The sequence below is a fragment of the Arthrobacter sp. D3-16 genome, assembly GCF_054408515.1.
In genome coordinates, this window is record NZ_CP096437.1 from 38,675 (window position 1) to 61,286 (window position 22,612).

At 65.2% G+C, this 22,612-nt stretch carries 25 protein-coding genes and 1 pseudogene; 13 read left to right on the plus strand and 13 right to left on the minus strand.

Going from position 1 to position 22,612, the window contains the following annotated elements:
- Positions 1 to 10 precede the first annotated feature (10 nt).
- Entirely contained in the window at positions 11 to 1,246 is a 1,236-nt protein-coding gene (gene rlmN / locus M1D32_RS00200; RefSeq protein ID WP_458780367.1) for a 23S rRNA (adenine(2503)-C(2))-methyltransferase RlmN, read from the plus strand.
- Between the two features lie 7 nt (positions 1,247 to 1,253).
- Here rlmN and M1D32_RS00205 read toward each other — a convergent pair whose 3' ends face one another.
- Positions 1,254 to 1,955 (minus strand): TetR/AcrR family transcriptional regulator, encoded by a 702-nt coding sequence (locus tag M1D32_RS00205; RefSeq protein WP_458780368.1) that lies wholly within the window; start codon positions 1,953 to 1,955, stop codon positions 1,254 to 1,256.
- A 138-nt stretch (positions 1,956 to 2,093) separates the two neighbouring features.
- On the opposite strand from M1D32_RS00205, the gene M1D32_RS00210 reads away from it, so the two are divergent.
- Positions 2,094 to 3,479: a flavin monoamine oxidase family protein gene (locus M1D32_RS00210; RefSeq protein WP_458780369.1), complete on the plus strand. Its 1,386-nt coding sequence runs from the start codon at positions 2,094 to 2,096 to the stop codon at positions 3,477 to 3,479.
- A gap of 114 nt (positions 3,480 to 3,593) precedes the next feature.
- Positions 3,594 to 4,076, plus strand: coding sequence for a pyridoxamine 5'-phosphate oxidase family protein (locus tag M1D32_RS00215; protein WP_458780370.1), 483 nt, complete (start codon positions 3,594 to 3,596; stop codon positions 4,074 to 4,076).
- Positions 4,077 to 4,079: 3 nt separating this feature from the next.
- Here M1D32_RS00215 and M1D32_RS00220 read toward each other — a convergent pair whose 3' ends face one another.
- Together M1D32_RS00220 and M1D32_RS00225 are read right to left on the minus strand one after the other, a co-directional pair.
- A complete protein-coding gene (locus M1D32_RS00220) occupies positions 4,080 to 4,679 on the minus strand; it encodes a DUF6919 domain-containing protein (RefSeq protein ID WP_458780371.1) in 600 nt (199 codons plus the stop codon).
- Positions 4,680 to 4,751: 72 nt separating this feature from the next.
- Positions 4,752 to 5,351 (minus strand): hypothetical protein, encoded by a 600-nt coding sequence (locus M1D32_RS00225; RefSeq protein WP_458780372.1) that lies wholly within the window; start codon positions 5,349 to 5,351, stop codon positions 4,752 to 4,754.
- A gap of 150 nt (positions 5,352 to 5,501) precedes the next feature.
- Between M1D32_RS00225 and M1D32_RS00230 the strand changes: the two genes are divergently transcribed.
- Positions 5,502 to 5,882, plus strand: coding sequence for a VOC family protein (locus M1D32_RS00230; RefSeq protein ID WP_458780373.1), 381 nt, complete (start codon positions 5,502 to 5,504; stop codon positions 5,880 to 5,882).
- A 27-nt stretch (positions 5,883 to 5,909) separates the two neighbouring features.
- Here the strand turns inward: M1D32_RS00230 and M1D32_RS00235 are convergent, their stop codons facing one another.
- The gene (locus M1D32_RS00235; RefSeq protein WP_458780374.1) at positions 5,910 to 6,314 is read right to left on the minus strand and encodes a DUF5997 family protein; all 405 of its coding nucleotides are present in this window, start codon (positions 6,312 to 6,314) and stop codon (positions 5,910 to 5,912) included.
- 112 nt (positions 6,315 to 6,426) lie between these two features.
- Here M1D32_RS00235 and M1D32_RS00240 point away from each other — a divergent pair, with 112 nt between their 5' ends.
- The 4 genes and pseudogenes from M1D32_RS00240 (at position 6,427) to M1D32_RS00255 (ending at position 9,831) form a co-directional block, all read left to right on the plus strand.
- A complete protein-coding gene (locus M1D32_RS00240) occupies positions 6,427 to 7,110 on the plus strand; it encodes a LysR substrate-binding domain-containing protein (RefSeq protein WP_458782247.1) in 684 nt (227 codons plus the stop codon).
- A gap of 303 nt (positions 7,111 to 7,413) precedes the next feature.
- Positions 7,414 to 7,677, plus strand: a pseudogene (locus tag M1D32_RS00245) (dihydrofolate reductase family protein); the annotation flags it as partial.
- A gap of 149 nt (positions 7,678 to 7,826) precedes the next feature.
- Positions 7,827 to 8,147 (plus strand): heavy-metal-associated domain-containing protein, encoded by a 321-nt coding sequence (locus tag M1D32_RS00250; RefSeq protein ID WP_458780375.1) that lies wholly within the window; start codon positions 7,827 to 7,829, stop codon positions 8,145 to 8,147.
- 235 nt (positions 8,148 to 8,382) lie between these two features.
- Positions 8,383 to 9,831, plus strand: a complete 1,449-nt coding sequence (locus tag M1D32_RS00255) for an MFS transporter (RefSeq protein ID WP_458780376.1) — start codon at positions 8,383 to 8,385, stop codon at positions 9,829 to 9,831.
- 87 nt (positions 9,832 to 9,918) lie between these two features.
- Here the strand turns inward: M1D32_RS00255 and M1D32_RS00260 are convergent, their stop codons facing one another.
- Genes M1D32_RS00260 through M1D32_RS00270 form a run of 3 tightly spaced genes read right to left on the minus strand, consistent with a single transcriptional unit; the run spans position 9,919 to position 11,839 of the window.
- Positions 9,919 to 10,593 (minus strand): DUF3618 domain-containing protein, encoded by a 675-nt coding sequence (locus M1D32_RS00260; RefSeq protein ID WP_458780377.1) that lies wholly within the window; start codon positions 10,591 to 10,593, stop codon positions 9,919 to 9,921.
- The gene (locus M1D32_RS00265) at positions 10,590 to 11,021 is read right to left on the minus strand and encodes a phage holin family protein (protein ID WP_458780378.1); all 432 of its coding nucleotides are present in this window, start codon (positions 11,019 to 11,021) and stop codon (positions 10,590 to 10,592) included. Before M1D32_RS00265 ends, M1D32_RS00260 begins: the two co-directional genes overlap by 4 nt.
- The gene (locus tag M1D32_RS00270; protein ID WP_458780379.1) at positions 11,018 to 11,839 is read right to left on the minus strand and encodes a hypothetical protein; all 822 of its coding nucleotides are present in this window, start codon (positions 11,837 to 11,839) and stop codon (positions 11,018 to 11,020) included. Before M1D32_RS00270 ends, M1D32_RS00265 begins: the two co-directional genes overlap by 4 nt.
- A 293-nt stretch (positions 11,840 to 12,132) precedes the next feature.
- On the opposite strand from M1D32_RS00270, the gene M1D32_RS00275 reads away from it, so the two are divergent.
- Positions 12,133 to 12,663: a MarR family winged helix-turn-helix transcriptional regulator gene (locus M1D32_RS00275; RefSeq protein WP_458780380.1), complete on the plus strand. Its 531-nt coding sequence runs from the start codon at positions 12,133 to 12,135 to the stop codon at positions 12,661 to 12,663.
- A 71-nt stretch (positions 12,664 to 12,734) separates the two neighbouring features.
- On the opposite strand, the gene M1D32_RS00280 is transcribed toward M1D32_RS00275, so the two are convergent.
- The 4 genes from M1D32_RS00280 to M1D32_RS00295 all read right to left on the minus strand — a co-directional run bounded on the left by M1D32_RS00280 (position 12,735) and on the right by M1D32_RS00295 (position 14,864).
- The gene (locus M1D32_RS00280) at positions 12,735 to 13,037 is read right to left on the minus strand and encodes a hypothetical protein (protein WP_458780381.1); all 303 of its coding nucleotides are present in this window, start codon (positions 13,035 to 13,037) and stop codon (positions 12,735 to 12,737) included.
- Positions 13,038 to 13,071: 34 nt separating this feature from the next.
- Positions 13,072 to 14,208 (minus strand): baeRF2 domain-containing protein, encoded by a 1,137-nt coding sequence (locus tag M1D32_RS00285; RefSeq protein ID WP_458780382.1) that lies wholly within the window; start codon positions 14,206 to 14,208, stop codon positions 13,072 to 13,074.
- Entirely contained in the window at positions 14,205 to 14,420 is a 216-nt protein-coding gene (locus M1D32_RS00290; protein ID WP_458780383.1) for a hypothetical protein, read from the minus strand. Before M1D32_RS00290 ends, M1D32_RS00285 begins: the two co-directional genes overlap by 4 nt.
- 108 nt (positions 14,421 to 14,528) lie before the next feature.
- Positions 14,529 to 14,864 carry a hypothetical protein gene (locus M1D32_RS00295; RefSeq protein WP_458780384.1) on the minus strand — a complete coding sequence of 112 codons (336 nt, stop codon included), beginning with the start codon at positions 14,862 to 14,864 and terminating at the stop codon, positions 14,529 to 14,531.
- 54 nt (positions 14,865 to 14,918) lie between these two features.
- Here M1D32_RS00295 and M1D32_RS00300 point away from each other — a divergent pair, with 54 nt between their 5' ends.
- From M1D32_RS00300 to M1D32_RS00310, 3 genes are all read left to right on the plus strand, one after another.
- On the plus strand, positions 14,919 to 16,559 hold the full coding sequence (locus M1D32_RS00300; RefSeq protein WP_458780385.1) for a 5-oxoprolinase subunit B/C family protein: 1,641 nt from the start codon (positions 14,919 to 14,921) through the stop codon (positions 16,557 to 16,559).
- 108 nt (positions 16,560 to 16,667) lie between these two features.
- A complete protein-coding gene (locus M1D32_RS00305) occupies positions 16,668 to 16,973 on the plus strand; it encodes an alpha/beta fold hydrolase (RefSeq protein WP_458780386.1) in 306 nt (101 codons plus the stop codon).
- 5 nt (positions 16,974 to 16,978) lie between these two features.
- A complete protein-coding gene (locus tag M1D32_RS00310) occupies positions 16,979 to 17,341 on the plus strand; it encodes a hypothetical protein (RefSeq protein WP_458780387.1) in 363 nt (120 codons plus the stop codon).
- A 120-nt stretch (positions 17,342 to 17,461) separates the two neighbouring features.
- Here the strand turns inward: M1D32_RS00310 and M1D32_RS00315 are convergent, their stop codons facing one another.
- On the minus strand, positions 17,462 to 18,718 hold the full coding sequence (locus M1D32_RS00315) for a D-arabinono-1,4-lactone oxidase (RefSeq protein WP_458780388.1): 1,257 nt from the start codon (positions 18,716 to 18,718) through the stop codon (positions 17,462 to 17,464).
- A 252-nt stretch (positions 18,719 to 18,970) separates the two neighbouring features.
- On the opposite strand from M1D32_RS00315, the gene treS reads away from it, so the two are divergent.
- Complete coding sequence (gene treS / locus M1D32_RS00320) at positions 18,971 to 21,280, plus strand: maltose alpha-D-glucosyltransferase (RefSeq protein WP_458780389.1); 2,310 nt, start codon at positions 18,971 to 18,973, stop codon at positions 21,278 to 21,280.
- A gap of 48 nt (positions 21,281 to 21,328) precedes the next feature.
- Here treS and M1D32_RS00325 read toward each other — a convergent pair whose 3' ends face one another.
- Positions 21,329 to 22,609 carry a Y-family DNA polymerase gene (locus M1D32_RS00325; RefSeq protein ID WP_458782248.1) on the minus strand — a complete coding sequence of 427 codons (1,281 nt, stop codon included), beginning with the start codon at positions 22,607 to 22,609 and terminating at the stop codon, positions 21,329 to 21,331.
- Between the last annotated feature and the right edge of the window lie 3 nt (positions 22,610 to 22,612).

Consider the following 22,612-nt stretch of genomic DNA (forward strand, 5'->3'; position numbering starts at 1 on the left):
AATAGAGGGGATGACTTCCCCCACTCCTTTCTCCGAAGCTCCCGTACGCGCCCGTCAAGAGGCCCCGGAGAGCACCCGCCCGCAGATCCGCCCAGCCGCCGAAGGCTGGGAGCAGGCGCGCACCGTCGAGGGCCGGCCGCTGCTCCAATTCGCGTCACCGCGGGTGAAGCAGCCGCCCACGCATCTGGCTGACCTGAGCCTGGCCGAGCGCGGCGCGAAGATGAAGGAGCTTGGCCTCCCAGCTTTCCGGGCGAAACAGCTCTCCACACACTACTTCCAGCACTGGACCGTGGACCCGGAAGCCATGAGCGACCTCCCCAAGGCCGGCCGTGAGGAACTCGTCTCCCAGATGTTCCCGCCGCTGCTCACCGAGGTCCGCCGCCAGCGAAGCGACAAAGGGGACACCATCAAGTTCCTCTGGCGGTTGTTCGACGGCGCGCTGGTGGAGTCCGTGCTGATGCGCTACCCCGGCCGCATCACTCTTTGCATCTCTTCGCAGGCCGGCTGTGGCATGAACTGCCCGTTCTGCGCCACCGGCCAGGCCGGGCTGACCCGCAACATGTCCACTGGGGAGATCGTTGACCAGGTCGTCGCTGCGAACCGGGTGATCGCGGCCGGCGAGCTGGGCCCGAAGGAGCACGACGACGAGCGCGTCACGAACATCGTTTTTATGGGCATGGGTGAGCCGCTGGCCAACTACAAGCGCGTCATGGCCGCCCTCCACCGCTTCGTGGACCCCGCGCCCGAGGGATTGGGCATGTCCGCCCGCAACATCACCGTTTCGACGGTGGGCCTGGTCCCCGCCATCCGCAAGCTGGCGGACGAGGACCTGCCGGTCACTTTCGCGCTGTCCCTGCATGCCCCCGACGACGAGCTCCGCGACGAACTGATCCCGGTCAACAACCGCTGGAAGGTGGACGAGGCGCTCGACGCGGCCTACGACTACTACCGCAAGACGGGCCGCCGGGTCAGCATCGAATACGCGCTGATCAAGGACATGAACGACCACCCGTGGCGGGCAGACCTGCTGGGCAAGAAGCTCAACCAGCGCGGCCGCGGCTGGGTGCACGTGAACCCGATCCCGCTTAACCCCACTCCGGGCTCCATCTGGACCGCCTCGGACAAGCCGGTGGAGCAGGAGTTCATCGCGCGGCTCCGTGCCGCCGGTGTGCCGTGCACCTTGCGCGACACCCGCGGCAAGGAGATCGACGGTGCCTGCGGCCAGCTGGCCGCTGCCGAAGACTAGGGCTCTTTCAGGCCCGCAGGGCGCCCAGCCCTGTAATCAGCGCCTCCAGCCCAAGCTCGAAGGCCGCGTCCGCCGGCCGTCCCGGCCCGTCGGAAGCGCTGCGGGCAGCGGCGCTCCGGACCGCGGCGGTGAAGTTCGGTGTGGTGCCGGCCATGGATCCTGCCTCGAAGATGTCCTCCGGGGCGGTTACGTCGTACGCGGAGCCGAAAATGAAGGACTCCAGCGCCACGATGGAGGACACGACGCGGTCCTGGGGGAAGCCGGCGTCGAGGAATCCCTTGCTCACGGTTTCGTACATCGCCAGTGTCTGCGGCGCATCTGTTACCGGAAGGACAGCGATCACCGGAATCAGTGGGGTGTGCCGGGCGAAGACATTGCGGTAGCTCCATGCCCAGCTGCGCACCGCCTCCTCCCACGGGGCCGAGCCAAAGTCCGATACATCCACCAGCGAGGTGAGGTGGTCCTCCACCAGGAGCAGGACGTCCCGTTTGGCGGCCACATGGTTGTAAAGGGCCGACGGCGCCACGTCCAGTTCCTTGGCCAGGCCCGCCATGGTGAGCCCGTCGTAGCCCTTGCGGTTGATCAGTTCCAGTGCCGCCGCCGTGATCCCGGCTTTGTCCAGCAGCGCGGCCGAGGGCCTGCCTGCCCGCCTCCTGGGTGCCCCGGTTTTTCCTGCAGAGCGTCCCTGTACAGCTGGTACTGCCGGCATTACTGGCCTTTCTCTGGTGGTCACCAGCATTATTCCATCCGGCACTTCCGGTCCGTGCGGGGAGCCGCTATAGTTCTAATAAATGAATGGCATTCATTTAGTGTTCCCCATCACTGCGGGGACCCAAGAGAGGACATCATGCTGAACCTGAACCGCGACGTTGTGGTCGTTGGAGCCGGGCCGTCCGGACTTACCGCAGCCCGTGAACTGAAGAAGGCCGGCCTGAGTGTCGCCGTGCTCGAGGCGCGCGACCGCGTAGGCGGCCGCACCTGGACCGACACGGTGGACGGGGCAATGCTGGAGATCGGCGGCCAGTGGGTCTCGCCGGACCAGACCGTACTCCTGGAGCTGCTCGACGAACTTGGCCTGCAGACGTATCCCCGGTACCGCGAAGGCGACTCGATGTACATCGGCGCCGACGGCGTGCCCGTCCGCTACACGGGAGACACGTTCCCCGTGGATGCGGACACCAAAGCAGAGATGGACAAGCTGGTGGGGCTGCTGGACGGGCTGGCCGCCGAGATCGGCGCCACCGAGCCGTGGGCACATCCGAAAGCACGCGAGCTGGACACCGTTTCCTTTCACCACTGGCTGCGGCAGAACTCGGCCAACGAGGAAGCGTGCAACAACATCGGCCTGTTCATCGCCGGCGGCATGCTCACCAAGCCGGCCCACGCGTTCTCGGCCCTGCAGGCAGTGCTGATGGCCGCCTCGGCCGGGTCCTTCACCCACCTCACCGACGAGGATTTCATCCTGGACCGGCGCGTCGTGGGCGGGATGCAGCAGGTTTCCCTGCTGCTCGCACAGCAGCTGGGGGACGACGTCGTCCTTAACTCCCCGGTGCGCACCATCAACTGGGAGCCAGACGCCGATGGCGGGCACCGGGTCACCGTCTTCTCGGAACGGGCCACTGTGAACGCCCGGTTCGTGATCATGGCCGTGCCGCCCAACCTCTATTCCCGCGTCTCGTTCAACCCGCCGCTGCCCCGCCGCCAGCACCAGATGCACCAGCACCAGTCACTGGGCCTGGTCATCAAGGTCCACGCGGTTTACAGCCGGCCGTTCTGGCGGAACTCCGGCCTGTCCGGAACCTGCTTCGGCGCCGGATCCCTGGTCCAGGAGGTCTACGACAACACCAACTTCGGCGACACCAGGGGAACCCTGGTGGGCTTCATCTCGGACGAAAAGGCCGACGCCGTCTTCGAGTTGAGCGCCGAAGAACGCAAGGGCGCGGTGCTGGAGTCCATTGCCGGTTTCCTCGGCGCCGAGGCGCTGGAGCCGGAGGTCTACTACGAGTCGGACTGGGGTTCCGAGGAGTGGACCCGCGGCGCCTACGCCTCGAGCTACGACCTCGGCGGCCTGCACCGCTACGGCAAAGACCAACACGCCTCCGTCGGCCCCATCTACTGGTCGTCCTCGGACCTGGCGGCGGAAGGCTACCAGCACGTTGACGGCGCCATCCGGATGGGCCGCCGCACCGCAGAACGCATCTGCGAAGCAGCACGCGTGACGGTCCCTGCCTAGTCCCGGTAGGCCGGCCGGCGTGGGGAAAGCCGGGCGCAGGGTGGAATATAAGCATGCTTACCAATAGGCTGGCAGATGGGGAGCGTCCCCGCATGCAGACGAACGAGGTGAAATATGACTGACACCGAGAGCATCAGCAAGGTCACGGACATTATCAACGATTCCCACATCGGAATGTTGACCACCATCAACGAAGACGGCGCCCTCGTCAGCCGGCCGCTGGCGGTCCAGGACGTGAAGGACGACGGCGACATGTGGTTCTTCACGGGCCTCGGCACCTCGCAGGTGGCCCATGTTCGGGCAGACCCGCGCGTAAACGTTTCCTTTGGCAAGAACACCGAATGGGTTTCCGTTGCAGGAACTGCTGAGGTGGTTACGGACCGGGAAAAGATTCGCGGAATGTGGAACCAGGCCGTTGAAGCGTGGTTCCCCGACGGTCCGGACACCCCTGAGGTGTGCCTGCTCCGCATCGATTCTGACTCCGCCGAGTACTGGACCAGCCCGGGCGGGACTGCCGCGACAGTGTTCCAGTGGGTCAAGTCCAAGGTCACCCACAGCCGGATGAGCGTGGGCGAAAGCGGCACTGTAGAGCTGTAGGCCCTATGAACCGTTCAGGGCGCCGAGGACGGCGGGCAGCAACACGTTGTCCCGGCCCCAGAGCGGGTCCAGGACCTCCACGTACCAGGAGTCCGCGAGCAGGAGCGCCAGCGTTTCGTTGGTCTCATCGGCCCAGTCCTGGATCTGCTCCTCCGTCACGGGATTCTCGCTGGACCCAAGGACAGTCACCACCTCGGTGCCATCCAGGGTGACCGGGATGGCGGCGCTGCTGGACTCACCCGGGGCATGCACCACAGTGACCAGTTCGGACCGGGTGGAGAGGGCGAGGAGTTCCGCGGCAATTTCTGCGCTGCAAAAGCCGGTGACGTACTGGCGCTGGTCAATGCCGGCGGAACGCAGCCCGGGCTGCGATTCCTTCGTGAACAAACCGCTTCGGTTCAGGGCAGCCAGCCCGGGCGCAATGGTTGCGGTTTCGGCGTCGTGGGTGGCCGTGAACGTGGCGGCCTGATACTCGCTGTGGCCCTCAAGCCACCGCGCGGTCAGTTCACCCGCCGCCTCCAGCGTGACGGCCTGGCGCCAGACTTCCCGGTCCTCCAGCCGTCTGCCGAACCGGTCACGGCTTTCCGTTTCTTGAGGCTCCATCCTCGGATGCTACGGCGCTGCGCCGCCGGACTCCAGCGGCTGCGACACAGCAGTTAACGCGCCATGCAGCGGTCAGCGTCCGCTCGCGGGGATTCCTGCCGCCTTTTCGGCGGCGGCGAGGGCGCGTCCAAAGCGTTCGACGGCGGGCGGGTACCCGTAGTGCCCTGCCGCCCGGAGCTGCTCGGCCTCGCGCATGGCCTTGATAACGGCAGCGGTCTGGGGCAGCCGGACGTCGGTCATGGCGGGATAGTCGATACAGTACGCGGGATCCAGTTCGTACCGGCGCCAGCGCTCCAGCAGCACGCTGTGCTCAGCTTGTGCAGCCGTGTGCAGGGGCAGGTATTCCCGGCGTTGCCGCCGAAGGGACAGCCAGCCCACTATCCGCGGGCTGCCACGGTAGGCAGCGACACCGGACGCCACGGCTGCACCGGCGAGGAAGAGCCCTGCCCAGGCGGAGGCCAGGGCGGGGATGAGCAGTGCGGGAAGGGCCACCGCCGCGCCAAGGAACAGGTCCCAGAACAACTGGTCTGAACGCTCGGGTTCCGCGCCCGCCCCGGCGAGGGCACGCCGTCGGACCTGGAAAACGGTGGCCGCGACGCTGATCACCAGCACAGATCCACAGAGTAGAAGGACCCACACCCCTTGGAACAGGGATTCTGCGATGGCTGCCACCTTGCACCTCCACGTCCAGTGGCCCGGGGACGGAACACCGGGCTGGTCCTTCCATTCCAGCGCCTTCCCGTTCCCGGGTCAATGGCCCCCGGAACGCAGCATGGCAGGGGCGGGCTTTCCGGGCCGGGCGCCTGCACGTACCTTGGGACCATGAGACTCAAAATGTGCAGCATCCACGTCCAGGACCCCGCAGCCGCCCACACCTTCTACACCGGGACGCTTGGCTTTGAGACGCTGATGGCCATGCCGGAGTACAACCTGTTCATCATCAAGGACCCCGGCGCGGAGCAGAGCTCCGTCGGGCTGCTCCTGGAACCCAGCGACAACCCGATTGCGGCCGACTACATGAACGGCCTGTACCAGGCCGGCATGCCGGCCATCGTTTTTGGCGTCCCGGACGTGCAGGCGGAGTATGAGCGGCTCACCAAGGCCGGAGTGAGTTTCCGCGGCGAACCGGCTGAAGACCCCTCCGGAATCAGCGCGGTGTTCGACGACGGGTGCGGCAACTTCATCCAGCTGCACCAGGACTGACTAGCCAAGGTTAAGTGCAGGCGCAGGTCACTCAGCCTGGGCGCGGGCCCGCTTGGCTTCCTTCTTCGCGGCTTCTTCCTTCACCCGCTGGGCTTCGGCGCGGACCGCGGCGTGGGTGGCGCGCTCGCTGACCAGCCACGCTGGGGGAGCCTGCAGCAGCGCGGTGATTTCCGCCGTCGTCAAGGCTTCCTCGATGCCGCCGCGGGCCAGGCCGCTGATGGAGACGTTCAGCTTCTGGGCCACTACCGGACGCGGGTGCGGACCGTTGCGGCGAAGTTCGGCGAGCCATTCCGGCGGGTTGGCCTGGAGTTCGGCAAACTCGGCGCGGGTGATGGTTGATTCCTGGAACTCCTGCGGTGTTGCGGGCAGGTAGATGCCAAGTTTCTTGGCAACGGTGGCCGGCTTCATGGACTGGGAGTTTGCAGAGGTCATGCTTCAAGGGTATCCGGGCTGACGGTACTGTGAAGACGTGCCCACCGACAACACCCCCCAGACAGATGCCACTCCCGCAGGGTCTGCTGACCCGGTTGAGGATGCGCCCCGCGTGCTCCGCATCGCCTACGTGGCGGGAGTAACCCCCGGCAAGTGGATCCGCCGGTGGGAAGAGCGGGTGCTGGATGTTCCGCTCCAGGCATTTATGGCCGACGACGGCGCGCAGGTCCTGGTGCTGCGTGACGGTTCAGCGGACCTCAGCTTCGTCCGCCTTCCCGTGGAGCGTGAGGGCCTCAGCGTGATTCCCCTGTATGAGGAGCAGCCCGTGGTGGTTGCGCCCAAGGGCCACGAGATCTCGGTGTTCGAGGAAGTGGCGCTGGCCGACCTGGAGCAGGAGGCCTTCCTGGACGTGGCTGCGCTGGGCGGCCCGGAGGCTGCGCTGCAGGTGGTGGCTGCCGGGGCGGGCCTGGTGGTCCTGCCCATGTCCGTGGCCCGCCACTTCAACGTCAAGGACACAGTGGCGCGGCGGCTGACCGGGGCGCCCGCGACCGAGATCGCTGTTGCCTGGCCTGCCGACTCCACGGATGAAGTCATCGAGGAATTTATCGGGATCGTCCGGGGGCGTACCGCCCAGAGCTCCCGTCAGCCCTCCGCCCAGCCCGTCAAGCCCAAGAAGGAACCCAAACCGGACCGGCGCGGCAGCGGAACCAAGAAGGCACCGAAGGTAGCCCAGCGTTATGCCCCGAATCCGGACAAGGGCCGGGGCAAAGGGTCGCGAAAGAAGGGCAAGCGCTAGGCAATCCTTCGAGGGAGGGAGGCGCCGGCCGAGGTGGGCATGCGCCGCGCCGTCCAAACCTCTCCGGTGTTGTCACGACTAGGGTGTCGCCATCGCTTGGTGCCTTGAGAGCCCTAAATAAGCGGGGGCAAAAAAGCTCGTTATCCCTCGTGTAACGCCAGGAGGCCTGCAATTTCTCCAGATTCGTGTCTCGAAACCGCTGCGCCGCGCTGCTCAAGCCGCAGGTGACTAGGGATATGGCCTGATGTTTCAGCTCAAGAGTTGCTCGTTAACTCGTGCTTATGGATGTATCTGCTTCCATGCGTCCCGAGCGATGAGCTGTTCCAATGGTGGTCCGACCGGGTGGGGGCGACGGGCCTGTCGCTGTACGGGCGCAAATTGTGGGAGACGATGAGTTCCCATTGGCCGGCCGCGGACCAGCAGCCAGGCGCCACAGCGGCGCAAAATCGAGTTCGCCCGCCGCTGGCGTTTTTCGCGGCCTTGGACAACTGCGTAAACCTGAGCTTGGTGGAGGTCCGGACGTTTCCCAACGGCGTGATCCTAACCAGGTACGAGACCAGGCGCTGAGCGCCGACTGGGAGATCACGCTCACCTTGCTTCTTATACCCCTAGGGGGTATATTGAAACTGTTGTCAGTGACATGGTATGTCCCGGCCGGTGTCCCGCGCCGCCCTCACAGCCGTCAATCCCAGCACCCATTGATGCTTCATCAAGGAATGGAAACTGACGTGATTGAATCTAAAAACCGCACCGGACTGCCTCTCGCCTCGTCGGCTGGAGGATGCAGCTGCTGCTCATCCGAACCCTCCTCCCCACGCGTTCGGACTGGAGACGTTGAGTTCACTATTGAAGGTCTAACCTGCGGGCACTGTGTCCAGACTGTTGAGGAGGCAGTCTCGTCCCTTGAAGGTGTGGAATCTGCCTCTGTTGAGCTCGTCCCCGGTGGCCGTTCCCGTCTGGTTGTCAGCGGTCAAGGCAACAGCGTCGCGGTCCGTGCGGCCGTCACCTCCGCCGGTTACTCCGTTATCAGCAACTGAGCCGGTAGTACGCCGCGCTTCCCTGCAGCCAACCGCCCGGAATCGGGATCTCCCCTTTCCTGAAGGACAGAGATGCTGAAACAGGGGGCCCTGCGGATGATTTCCCAGGCAGCCGGCGCCCACGCCTCGGGCAGGAGCCTGCCCACAAACGTAATGAGTCGTCGGTACCGCACATCTGATGCGTGAGCCAGTGACCGCGGGCCTCGCGGCCCGCCATATTTTTGAAGGAGATGTTGTGACAGACAAAGCAGGACAGCGACGGGGCCTGATACCGCTGCTGGTGATTGCGGCCTCGCAGCTGATGCTGGTGTTGGACGATTCGATCGTGAACATTGCTTTGCCGAGCATCCAGCAGGAACTCAGGGTGGATCCAGTGCATCTGCCCTGGATCGTCAATGCCTACATCCTAGCGTTCGGAGCCTTGCTGCTCCTGGGCGGGCGGATCGGTGACCTTTACGGACGTCGCCGCGCTCTGCGGGCAGGCCTCGCCATCTTCGTGCTCGCATCATTGGTTGGCGGGATCGGCTTTAGCAGCGAAATGCTCATCGCGGCCCGTGCCGTCCAGGGGCTGGGAGCCGCGTTGGTTGCCCCGAACGCGCTGGCACTGATCACGTCCACCTTCTCGGAGCGCAAGACCCGAGACGCCGCACTGTCGCTGTACGGTGCGATGTCCGGCCTTGGAATCGTGGTCGGCCTGCTCCTTGGGGGCGTCCTGACCGGCACCCTCGGCTGGCGGTGGGTATTCTTCATCAACATCCCTGTCGGAGTGCTCGTCCTCCTTGGCAGCCGGAACCTCGTTGAAGATGACCGCCACCCCGGCAGCCTGGACATCCGTGGCGCGGTGCTGGGAACCAGCGGCATGGTAGCCCTGGTTTACGCGATCACCCGCTTTGGTGAGGACGGCTTCACCGACCCGATCGCGCTTGGACTTATCGGCGCTGCGGTGGTGCTGCTCTCAGCCTTCATCGCCACTCAAGCGCGCAGCCGCACGCCGCTGGTCCCCCTAAGTCTGTTCCGGGACAGGAGCCGCGCAGGCGCCTACGCGTCTATGTTGCTGCTCGCCATCGGCCCAATGGGCACCTTTTACGTAATCACCCTCTACCTCCAGCAGGTTCAGCAGTACAGCCCCCTGCAGACCGGCGCCGGCTGGCTGCCATTCGCAGCAGGACTCGTGGCCGGCGCAGGATCCGCTCCCAAGCTGCTGAACCGGGCGGCTCCGCGCTTTGTCGCCGCGGCGGGCGCACTGCTCAGCGCCCTGGGCGTTTTCTGGTTCTCCTTCATCCAGGTCAACACGAGCTACTGGCTTCAACTGGCACCGGCCATGTTTGTCCTCGCCCTTGGGTTCGGACTCGGCGTCATCGCCCTGACCCAGGCCGCGGTCTACCACACCGGACCGAAGGAAGCCGGGATTGCATCAGCCCTGCTGAACTCCGCCCAACAGATCGGCGTCGCGCTCGGCTTGGCCGTTATGGCAGGCATCGCCGCAGCGGTCACCGCCAGCCCGGACCATGCCGACCTCTCCGAAGGCGGTCAACTTGTCGCAGGTTACGGCACTGCACTCAGCGTCGCCGCCGGTCTGCTCCTAGCTGCCGGAATACTGGCCGCCGCCACCTTGCCGTCGAAACCAACGGCACAGGCGGATGGCAAGTCCGCTGTCGCCAGGGTAGACCAGCCGAGCCACTAGCCGCAGAGACGAACCTTCGGTATGCCTGCCCGTACGCGGGAAAGGCCGGCCCCCCGCGGGAGCCGGCCTTTCCGTACTTAAGAAGCTTTAGGTGTTTTGGACGTTGGTTTTGGCGTCGGTGGCGCGGTCTTTGACGTCGGTGACGGCGCCTTGGCCTTCGGCTTTGACGTTCTGGGCGGCGTCGGTGGCGGTGGCCTTGACGCTGTCCATGGCTTCCTGGGCTGGTTCTTTCAGGTCCTGGACCATGTCCTTGGCGGCGTCGGTGACCTGGGTGGCGAGGGGCTCGGCGGCGGTTTTGAGCTGCTGGGCTGCTTCGCGTTCCTTGGTGCTGGCCGGGATCAGGGACGAGACGAGCATCCCGGCGCCGAAGGCGATCAGACCGGCGGCCAGGGGGTTGCCCTGGGTTTTGGTTTTGACCTGGTCCGGTGCCTGGGAAAGGGCGGTGCCGGCGTCGGAGAGTTTGGCGGCGGCGGTGTCCTTGGCTCCGTGCAGGGATTCGCCGGTGCTGTGCAGGGCGTTCCCGGTGTGGCCGGTGCCGGAGGAGACCTTGTCCTGGACCCGGGCGGTGGTTGAGTCTGCTGCTCCCATGATTTTCTCCTTGACCCCTGACACGGTGCCCTTCACTGATTCTGTGACTTTGTCAGTTTGGCGCTGGACGATGTTGGAGGGGGTGACTTTGTCGGCGACCGCGTCCACGTTGGTGCCCAGGCGTGCGCGGGTGGCTTCTATGTCTTGGCGGATTGCGTCCGGGTTATCGCTCATCGGTTTACCTCACCTGGTTTTAGGGTTGGGGGAATTTCAGAGAGTGTCTCGCTGGTCTGCGGGATGCCCTTGATCTGCTTGAGTTCCTTGCGGCCGATCGAGGCCAGGACCGCGGCGATGATGCTCCAGATCACGGCGACGATCACGGCGGCCCAGCCCAGCGGCATCAGGGCGCCCAGGGCGAACATCAGGGCCAGGGAAAGGAATACCAGGACGAAGTGCCCGGCGACGCCGGCTCCGGCGAGCATGCCGCCGCCCTTGCCTGCCTTGGTGGCGGACTGCTTCACCTCGGCCTTGGCCAGTTCGACTTCCTGGCGCATCAGCGTGGACAGGTCACGGGTCACATCACCGAGCAGATCACCCAACGAGGTGTTGTCCGCCTTCACATGCGCCTCACTCGGAGGCGGCTCCGGAATAGAACTACTCACAGGTGGCGTCCTTCCTTCGACTGGTAGGGGTCATCCTCAAAGCGCAGGGGCGTGTCTTCCGCTGTACCGGAGGGCAGCGACGCTGTGGACACCGGAGTTCCGGCGCCAACAACGGGCTCGTCGTACAGGTCCCTGTCGCTTCCTGCGGCGAACACCGTCTCCTGCCGGAGGGGTGCTGCCTGAGGAGCGGCCACCGGCCGCTGGGCCGGGGAGGACTGCACGGCGCCCTGTGAACCGGTGGTGCCTGCGGTGAGGCCGCGGGTCAGGCGTCCCGCCAGGACGCCGGCGCCTGCGGCAAGCAGGAGGAACGTGCCGGGCTTGTTGCGGGCGAACCTCTGGACTTCGCCGAGCAGGTCGCCGGGCTGCTTGTTCTCAAGCCAGGAAGCCACCGACTCGCTGCGCTGGGCAGCCTGCCGGATGAGGTCACTGGCCATACCCTGCTGGTCCGGGGCGTCAGCCATGCTCTGCAGCTGGCTGGAAATGGTGCGGATGCCTTCGGCAGCCTTCTGCTGCTGGGTTCCGGCCTGGCTGGAAAGCCCTGATTTTGCCTGGGACAGCAGGTCCTGCGCGCTGGACTTCGCCTCGGAAGCAACGTGGGCGGCTTCTTCCTTCGCCGTCTGGGCCACGCCCTGGGCGGCGGTGGCGGCATGGCCAGCCACGTTCGAAGCCTCTTCCTTGGCTGCCTGCTTCTTGGAGGCGGCACCGGAATCCTGCGTGCCTGAGGTAGTGAAGGTGTCTTCAGCACCAACCTCTGAGGCGCCGTAAGGATCCGTGATAGCGGGGTTGGGCGTCTGGGGCCATTGGTTCTCTGTCATCATGCTCTCTTTCGGAGAAGGGTCAGCTGGCGATCAAGAACCAGCAGTGCTGGCTGTAGTTAGTAAGCATGGTTACTACTCAGATACTAAGCACACTTCCCATTTGCTTTGCAAGGGGGTGTGTTGCTGGACGTCCTGCAGAGGGGTGTTTGCCAGAGGGGGAGTAGGGAGGTTTTCGCGCTGAATAGTAAGCCTACTTGCGAATAGGATGCTAAGCATGCTTATTGTAGGTAGGTAGCGACGCATGAAGGGGTGAGGACACCCGCACTTCGCCACCTACAGGAAGGCCGCGGCCGATGACCAGCAACCTCGATCCGGATGCACGGAACAGCTACCGCCTTATTACACTGGCGGCGCGGCTGGTCCAAAGGCGTCAGGATGATGCACTGGCGCCCCTTGGACTGACCCGCGCCGCCGTGATTGCACTGGAAGGGCTGGCTGCCGGGCCCTTGAACCAGGAGCAGCTTGCGGAAGTGGTCCGTGTGCAGAGCCAGACCCTGGGCAGAGTACTAACCAGGTTGGAAGCATCAGGACACATCAGCAGGACCCGGCAGTCGGCAGACCGCCGGCAGTTTAAGGTCGAGCTGACAGAAGCCGGCAAGGCTGCGCTGGATGCGGCCCGGCAGGCAGAAAGCGATGCTTATCCCGACGACCCCACCATCGCCTGGAAGGTCCTGCACGAGGAACTTTCGAAATTTATTCGGGCTTTGCCGGCCACCCGGGACCCCGAAGTGGTTCCGTTCGTTGCTCCTGAGCACAGGAATGTGCGCCGTCCCCACGGTGGCCGCGGAAGCGGGTTGCGCGGGCTGGACCAGCCCCACCAGTGATGACAGGTCAGTAGAACGCCACAGCAAGAGGGGGCAGGACCGGATGGTCCTGCCCCCTCTTGTCCGTGCAACTACTTGTTGTTCTCCTGGTTTCCGGTTGCGTCGTTGTCATCCAGCAGTCCCCGCTGGGCGAAATCCGCAGCCTCAGATGCTTCTGGCGGCAACGGATCGGTAGCCGGGGGAACGTCACTGGGCGCATAGTCCGCAAGGCCCGCGGCCACCCGCTCCTGCTCCGCTGCTGCTTCGTATACGTCGTCGTCTATGTTTTCCGGCATCTTGCCGTGCCCCGTCCGGGTGGGGTTCGGCAGCGCATCCTCTTCAGGGATGATGGCGCCACCGGGCGCACGGTCCTGGTCTTCATTCGAAGTTGCCATGATTCACCTTCCGGTCGCTTTGTGTTGGTTCGCTTCAGGACCCCGGCACCGCCGGGCCGGTGGGCCAACGGAGCAGTGCGGCCACGTCCACGCCGTCCGGCAGGACGGGACCGGGGACCAGCAGCACCCGCGCATCGGTCAGGGCGGCGGCCCGCAGCAGTGCCGCCGGCGCGGGAACCTTGCCCAGGACGTTCGCTCCAAGTGACTCCTCCTCCGCGGTTGCAATCCATGGCTCGGCGTCGAGCGCGAGCAGGGTCCGCTCGGAAAGGGCTGCCTCGTCCAGGATCAGCACCTCAACCTGTGCCTGCTGCAGTGCGTGCACCACGGCACCGATTCCGGTGGCGGACTCCGGGTTGGCCTGGCCCTCCTGCATGGCCAGGCGTTCCATGATCTCCTGCTGCTCGGTGGCCCATTGTTCGGCCACCCGCTGGTTGACCTGGTCCTCAAGAAGAGCGCTGTCCGCGCCCGCTGTATGAGTATGGGAATCGATCATTGACACGAGGGTCTGGCTGGCCTTGGAAAGTTGCTCCTGCACCAGTCTGCGGGCGTGGATATCACCGGCGAGAACTACCAGCCGGGCGCCGCTGCTGCCCACTACCCGGTCAATCTCTTCAGCCACCTGGTCTGCATTGCGGCGCCACACATCCTCAGTGTGGTGCTGGAAACGGAGGTGGGCCCAGCCGCCGCCCTGGAACTTGCTGACGTGCTCGCTCTCTCCCTGAACCTCCTGGGTGCTGGCAGGAGCGCCTGCGCCGGCGTAGTGCAGCCGGATTTCGCCGTGTTCGCGGCTTACCTCGGCCACAACATACGGGAATTCCTCCGGGCGGTGCTTAACGAGCGGCAGCAGGTCGGGGATCGGATCCACCGAAATCCGTTCCGCTCCCACCCGGTCTCCCGGCAGGACCTCGTTGAGCTCCGCCTTGCCCTGATGCACCAGGACGAACCTGGAGACGGGGGAAGGGACGCCTGCCTCGGGCTGCAGTGCCTGTTCCATGGCCTCGAGGTCTTCTGGAGGTGCACCGGCGGCTTCCAGTGTGGCCCGGATGTTGCCGGGCCTGACGTCGGCCGCTTCCAAGGTGTCAACTGTGCCTGTTCCGGCGTCCACGTACGCCGTACACCAGGGACCTCCCAGCCGGTACAGCTCGGCGTATTCCTTCAAGCTGCCGGTCACTGTTCATCCTCCTCATCGCTGATGGAGTCCGGGGAAGCTACAGGATTAAGGGCCTCCTGGACCTCAACAGGATCCGTATCGTCGGGGAAAGGCTCGGTTTCGCGCCATTCCTCCGCGTGGGGCGGTTGGATGCCGTGGACCACTCCCTGGGCTTCGTGTTTCATCTGGTCGTCCAGGTTGGGACCGTGTTTGGTATTGCCGCGTTCAGCCATGACGATCTCCTTCGCTCCGTGAATTTAGTATCACAGGCTTACTAGTTCGTCATTTCACCGTAGCACCAGGAAGCGGTGGCCAAAAGGGGCAATGAATATGTAATAGCTCTATGCCGTGCAGGCATCTTTCAGGGCCTGGACGGACTCGGTTGGCACTTGGTCTCCGGCCTCCGCGATCTGGCCCAGCGGCGTCGTAATTTCCGCCGGGACGCCGGCGGTACGGGCGGCTGAGACCAGCCCCGCGAGCACCCGTTTGTCCTCCACGCTGACCAGGCCGTCCTGGACTACCGCGCAGATTTGCCGGTTTACTTCGTCGGCGGCAGCGGTGGCAACCTTCGAGGCAGCATCGCTCGCTGCATTCCCCGCAGCTTCCTCTACGGCGCCGCAGCCGGCAAGCAGCAGCAACAGGGGGACGGCGGACAGGGTGGCAAGGCGGCGGTTCATGGGTACAGCCTAACAATCCAGCATTATTGACGACCCGCGTACCATGAGGTTCCTATGGAGACATCGCCGCCTGCTCCCGGAAATCCGGCATCCCCCGTCCCGTCCGCGGCACTGAGGGTGCTGGCGGTTCGTGCGGTGGGCACGACGGCGGTCCTCGCCGAGCTTTCCGGGCTTCCGGGCGTGCTTGCCCTGCAGGCATTGCTGCTGAAGCATCCGCTCCCAGGGCAGGTGGATGTCCTTGCCGCTGCGGAAACAGTGCTGGTGATGGCGGATTCGCCGCGCTCGGCGCGCCGGATGCCGGGGCTGCTGCTGTCAATGGATCTTGCGGTCCAGGAGCGGGCGGCGGGCAGGCTGGTCACCATAGATACGGTGTACGACGGCGAAGACCTCGCCGAAGTGGGGGTGCTGACCGGCCTGGGTCCGGACGGTGTGGTGGCTGCGCACACCGGACAAGTGTGGACTGTGGCCTTTGGCGGGTTCGCCCCCGGTTTCAGCTACATGGTGGGCGAGAACCAGGTGCTTGATGTTCCCCGCCGTTCCTCGCCCCGCACCGCTGTTCCGGCAGGGTCGGTGGCCCTCGCCGGGAACTACTCGGCTGTTTATCCGCGGCAAAGCCCCGGAGGGTGGCAGCTGATCGGCCGAACCGCGGCCCGGATGTGGGACCTGGGCCGGGAGCAGCCGGCCCTCGCTGCTCCCGGCGACCGGGTGCAGTTCCGGCCCGTCCGGGAACTCATCGAAGTGGCGGTCCGGGCCGAAGAGGCTCCGACGGCGGAATCCCCGCAGGAAGCGGGGCTGCTGATCCTGTCACCGGGATTGCAAGGTCTTATCCAGGACCTCGGCCGGCCCGGCCACGCCGGTTTGGGAGTTGGAGCCGCCGGCGCTTTGGACCGCTCCTCCCTTCGCCGTGCGAACCGGCTGGTGGGCAACATGCCGTCAGCCGCCGCCATCGAAGCCGTAGCTGGAGGCCTGCAGGTTCAAGCAGTGGGCGACCAGATACTGGCCGTCACCGGGGCATTGGCGGAACTGACCATCAAGCGGTTAGCGGGGGATTCCGACGACACGGATGAATACCTCGAGCGGAATATACCCCTGGCGGAACCGTTCGCGCTGCTGGACGGCGAGGTGCTGGCCGTTGGACCTCCGCAGCGGGGTTTTCGCAGCTACCTTGCCCTGCGTGGAGGGTTCGTGGCCGAAGCGTTCCTGGGCAGCCGTTCCACGGATACGTTGTCCGGCCTGGGGCCTGCCCCGCTGGCGCCCGGACACGTCATTCGGGCTGGCGAGGCTGCGGAATCCCGGGTAGTGGGCACTCCAGAGGTCCAGCCCGATTTTCCTAATGGGGGAGTGACGGTGCTTGACGTGGTGCCGGGGCCGCGGGAGGACTGGTTTGACGCCGCGGCGGTGGAATCGTTCTACGCCCAGGAGTGGGAGGTCACCCCCCGGTCCAACCGGATAGGGATGCGCCTCGCGGGCCAAGCGCTGGAGCGGAACCGGCAGGGGGAACTTGCCAGCGAGGGCACCGTGGCCGGTGCCCTCCAGATTCCGCCGGAGGGGCTGCCCGTCCTGTTCCTCGCCGACCATCCCATCAGTGGCGGTTACCCCGTGATCGGCGTGGTGGTGGACCATCAGCTGGACCTCGCGGGGCAGATGCCCATCGGCGGCCGTATCCGGTTCCGGCGGGTAGAGGCCGGAGCCTGAGGGTACCTCCGCTTTTGCGACGAGGCCTGCAGCCTTGGCCTCAGACTGGTTCTCCCGCCGGTAGCCCGGCCGGACTAGGATGGCCCGAAAAAGAGGGAGGGCCATCACATGCCTGAGCGGGTGACAGCATCGCCGGAAACGGGATATGCCCCGGTCAACGGCCTGCAGATGTACTACGAGCTGCATGGCGCCGGGGGGACGCCGCTGCTGCTCCTTCACGGCGGACTGTTCGACCTTGAGCAGCAATTCGGCGCGTTGATCACGGGTCTGTCGGAGAACCGCAGGGTCATCGCGACAGACTTTCAGGGTCACGGCCGAACCAACGACCTTGACCGGCCGCTGAAGACCCGTGACCTTGCGGCCGATGTCATCGGGCTCCTTGAACACCTGCGCGTCCCGAAGGTTGATGTGTAGCGTCCATGACTGTGGATATGATCGCCGGCACCCCGATGGAACAGCGCTACCTGGCTGTTTCGCCACACCCGGACCGCGAGCACCTGCAGGGGCTGTTGGACAAGCTCAGCAACTACGACGCGGATGCCGCCGGATGGAGCGATGAGGAGATCCGCGGCATACCTGCCCCGGCACTGATCACAGTAGGTGTTTTCGACATGGTCAAGCTGGAGCATGCCGTGCGGTTCCTGCAGCTCCGCGGCGGAGATGTCAACGGCGACTTCGACGGCGTCCCCGCATCGCACCTGGCCGTTTTTTCCCGGCACCACACATTTCTTTGGGCTGTCCAGGACGGGGCTGGTGCAGGACGTGGTGACCACGTTTCTTGACCCGCCCCCGCCTGCCGGCTGGAGTGACCGGTAACCACTTTGAGCGTTCGACGCCGGGTGGGCGCCCGCCGTCGAACGTTCCTGCTTGGCTGCCTTCCCACCGGCGAGAAGGCGCTCTGGTTACCGGCCGCTGGCTGCGGGGACGCCGAGGACGGTGTCCAGCAGCCCATTGCGGAACTTGCCCTCCGGATCGTGGGACGAGGCCAACGACCGGAACCCGGCGAAACGGGGGTAGAGCGCTTCCCAGTCGTGGCCCCCGGGGGAGAAAAGCTTGCCCCAATGCGGCCGGGCGCCGAAGGGCCGGAGCAGGTCTTCGAGTTCCGGCAGCAGGGCTTCCACCTCCGCCTGCAGCGGCTTCCAGGTGAAGTGCAGGGCCACGCTTTGCTGCTTGTAAAAGGGGCTCAGCCAGAATTCGTCCGCAGCACCGGTGCGGACCTCCGAGACAAACAGCAGGGGCGCGAGCTTGTCCGCCAGGCTTCGAACGGCCTGGAGCGCTGCCGGTCCGTGTTCCAGCGGCAGGATGAATTCGCTCTGGAGTTCCTCGCCCTTGCTGGGGGTGAACTCGTGACGGAAGTGCGGCAACCGGTCCAGCCACTGCCCCGGCTCGTCAAGCTGGAGGGTGCAGTTTTCCGCTGACATGTCCGGCAGCGGGTGCCGGGGGCGCAGGGCCGCGGTGGCGCCGAACAGATCGGTCAGCGGGGGCTCCGAACCGAGCGCTTTCAGCCACACCTGGCTGATGGTGTCGCCGGCGTAGTTGGTGAAAAGACTGACGCTGTAGGCGCTGGACATGAGTTCCGGGAAGGACGCCAGTGCCCGCTCCCACGGCAGGTCCTCCAGCACGCGCTGGCGCATCTGAAAGCTGGGCTGGACGGCAAGTTCCAGGCCGGTGACAATCCCGAGGGCGCCCAGGCCCACCACGCTGGCCAGGAATTCGTCCCCGTCGTCCCGGGACAGGGTGACAGTCTCGCCCGAGGGCCGTACCAAATCGATGGACTGTACGGCCCCGGCCAGTGACGGGTTGTTGACCCCGGAACCGTGGGTTCCGGTCTGCACTGCACCGGCGACCGAAATGTGGGGGAGCGACGCGAGGTTGTGAATAGCCGCACCCGACTGCTCCAGCGTCCGGCACAGGGCACCGTAGCTGACGCCGCCGCTGACCCTCACAGTGCTGCGTTCGGCGTCCAGGACAATGTGCTGGGGCAGGGCATCGAGAAGGACGTGGACGCCTTCGGTGTCGCCTACGCGGTTGAACGAATGGCGTGATCCCAAGGCCTTGACCCGGCCCGCCCGCTCCACAATCCGTCCCAGCTCCGCCACCGATTCCGGCCGTTCGACGGTCGCAGAGGCGTATTCGAGGTTTCCTGCCCAGTTCTTCAAAGAATCAGCTTTCCGATCGGGTGCGTGGCGGCTCACTCAACTGTCAGCGCTCACAATGTGCATGTCAAGGCGGCGGCAGGCCGACCCCGTAAGGTTGCGGACGGCAAACCTGGATGCGCGTGCATTTCTACCGGCTTTCGCGGGTACGGACTCCCTGAGCCGCCGCTCACCGGAAATTCATGGCCCGGCGCCGTTCGGCCGGTGGTTGAATCATGGCAGAGTGGAATGCAGTCAAGTTGAGGGAGGAACTCAGTGTCTGAACTGGGAAAAGCTACCGCCAGCGTCTCTGAGGATGATGCAGCAGAGCTAGCGGGGGAAACCGGTGGTGTGACTGAAGAGGAGGCAGCGGAAGCTCTGGAGCTCCTGGAGACCCCGGAGGCGCCGGAAATTACCTTCGATGAGAAGTTCTATCCTGCACGGCCCAAGGCGCTGCGGCCTGTGGCCCGCCGCCGGCAATACTTTGCCAACGCACCGTCACTGGAGCTCGACGGCCTCAACAAAACCTATGTGGAGTGGCTGAGGAACCAGGCGATGCTCGGCGACGCCAATGTCCTCGCGCGGCAGCTGTCCGGTCAGGCGAGCATGTGGCAGCACTCCTACGCGCACCCCAACCCGCGGGCCGCCGTCGAACGCGCCTCGGTGTGGTTCACCGCCTACCCGCTTTCCTTTATGACGACGCCCGGACAATCCTTCCTGGGGGCGCTCGGCGATCCTGAACTGTGGAAGACGTTCCGCGAGATCGGCATCCGGGCCATCCACACAGGACCGGTGAAGAAGGCCGGCGGGCTGCAGGGTTGGGCAGAAACGCCCAGCGTGGACGGCCACTTCGACCGGATCAGCATGGCCATCGATCCGCTGTTTGGCTCCGAAGACGAGTTCCGCCGGATGTGTGAGGTTGCCGGCGAACACGACGGCACCATCATTGATGATATCGTCCCCGGGCACACCGGCAAGGGTGCGGACTTCCGCCTGGCCGAAATGAATTACCGGGACTATCCCGGCATTTATCACATGATTGACATTCCGGAATCCGACTGGCACCTGCTGCCGGATGTTCCGCCGGGCGAGGACTCGGTGAACATCAGCCCCGAAGCCGAGCAGGCGCTGCAGAAGGCCGGATACATCATCGGCCGGCTGCAGCGGGTCATCTTCTACGAACCCGGTGTGAAGGAAACCAACTGGAGCGCCACCCGCGCCATTGTGGACACCACAGGCCAGAAACGCCGCTGGGTGTACCTGCACTACTTCAAGGCCGGGCAGCCCTCCATCAACTGGCTGGACCCGACCTTCTCGGGCATGCGCCTGGTGGTAGGAGACGCGCTGCATTCGCTGCTGGACCTGGGTACCGGCGCGCTGCGTTTGGATGCCAACGGCTTCCTTGGCGTGGAAAAGAGCGCAGAGGAACAGCCCGGCTGGTCCGAAGGCCATCCACTCTCCGAGGCAGCCAACCAGCTCATCGGCAGCATGGTGCGCAAGGTGGGAGGCTTCTCCTTCCAGGAACTGAACCTCACCATCGATGACATCAAGGCCACCTCCGAAACCGGGCCGGACCTGTCCTACGACTTCATTACCCGGCCCGGCTACCACTACGCCCTGGTCACCCAGGACACTGAATTCCTGCGGCTGACCCTGCGGCTGGCAATGGAGATCGGCGTAGATCAGGCGTCACTGGTGCACGCGATGCAGAACCACGATGAGCTGACCTACGAGCTGGTGCACTTCGCCACCCGGCACAAGGACGACGTCTTCGAGCTGGCCGGTTCCGAACTGACCGGTGCCGAGCTGACCGAACACGTACAGGACACGCTGCGGAACAAACTCACGGGCGAGAACGGGCCCTACAACGCGGTCTTCACCACCAACGGCATTGCCTGCACCACGGTCAGCGTGATCACCGCTGCCCTGGGCATCAAGGACATTTCCTCCCTGACGGAGGAGCAGGTGGAGACGGTGCGGGAAGCCCACCTGCTCCTGGCGATGTACAACGCGCTGCAGCCCGGAGTTTTCGCGCTTTCCGGCTGGGACATGGTGGGCATGACAACCCTGGACCGGTCCCAGGTCAGCGAGCTCACGGCCCAGGGTGATACCAGGTGGATCAACCGGGGTGCCCACGACCTGATGGGCACCAACGCGGAAGCCACGGTTTCGGCTTCGGGGATGCCCCGGGCACGAAGCCTTTATGGTCCGCTGCCTGAGCAGCTCAAGGACGACCAGTCCTTCGCCCGGAGGCTCCAGAGAATCCTTAAGGTGCGTGAGGAGTGGGGGATTGCCACCAGCCTGCTCCTGGACGTTCCGGACGTTTCCCACCGGGGGCTGCTGGTGATGGTGCACCGCTTGGCATCCGGCCAGATCCAGGTGACCGTCCTGAACTTCTCCGGTGAAAGCATCACCGGCAGCGTCCACTCCACCCATCTCGAGGCCGGGGCGCAGGTCCAGGACCTCTTCACCGAGAAGGCTGTGGGCCAGGTGGACGACCTGCACAGCTTCTTCATCGAACTCGGCCCGTACCAGGGCACGGCGCTGCTGATCGAGGAGCCGGTGAGCGTGGAGGACGAAGCATAAGGACACCTGTGTTGGGGCGCTTCCCCGGGTCGCACTGCCGTAGGGCAGCTAGGCTGCCTTGACGAGCGGGAGCTCGTCCCAATGGGTGGTGTACCTGGGGGAGCGCATGTCCCGTTTCATGGTCCAGTCCGGGCCGCCGCGGATCCCGGCGTGGCCCAGGCCGATGGAGCCGCGGCCGTAGCGGCGGGTGATGTCCTCCAGCAGCGGGCCGATGTGCCTTTCCTCGTGCGGGTTCTCAAAGGGTTCCAGCGGTCTTTGGTTGCCGCTGGGCCTCAGGTCCGTGACCATGATGCCGGCGCGGGCGTACTTGGTGCCGTCAATGATGGCGGGCAGCAGCGCATGGGCCGCTTTGGTAAGGATGACAGGGTCCGCCGTCGGCATGGGAAGCGGGACGCACACGGAGGGAAAGGACGTTTCCTGCGCGTTGAAGTGGGACGTTCCGGCGAACGCCGTGAGGAGTTTCGCCTGCAGGTTGTGCTTGGCCAGCCGGCCGCTGGCCATCTGCGCATAAAGGCTGAGAACCTGCCGCACGTCGTGTGCCGTGGTGATGGGCGTGGAAAACGAGCGGGAAAAGATCAACTGGTCGCGGCCCACCCTGGCCTCTTCCATGGGGATGCAGGGTGTCCCCTGCAGTTCGAGGACGGTGCGCATCATCACCACCGAGAAGCGCTCACGGATCCGGACAGGGTCTGCTCGCTTGAGGTCGAGGATGGAGTGGATGCCCATGGCGTTGAGGCGTCTGGTGATTCTGGTTGCCACCCCCCAGACCTCAATCACGGAAAGCCTGGCCATCAGTGCTTCCTGCTGCTGCGGAGGTACCGAATCCCAGCGGCAGACGCCGTTGAACGCCGGATTGTGCTTGGCCCACTGATTGGCCAGCTTCGCCAGGGTTTTGGTGCGGGCGATGCCCACGCAGACCGGGACACCCACGTTCCGGGCCGCCGCAGCCTTGATGGTCCGACCCAGTTCCAGCAGGTGTTCTGGGGTGCCTTTGACTCCCAGGAACGCCTCGTCGATGCTGTAGACCTCAAGCCAGGCGGAGTAGCGGCCCAGCAGTTCCATCACGCGGGCGCTGATGTCTCCATAGAGCTCGTAGTTGCTTGACTTTGCAATCAGCCCCCACTCCTTGGCCCGGGGTGCAAGCTTGAACCAGGGCTCCCCGACTCCGATGCCCAGGGCCTTCGCTTCAGGTGATCGCGTAACCGCGCAGCCGTCGTTGTTGGACAGCACGATCAGGGGCTTCCCCTCCAGGGAAGGGTCAAAAGCGCGTTCGGCGCTGGCATAGAAGCAGTTGACGTCCACATGGGCGATCTCGGGCATCTGCCGCATAAG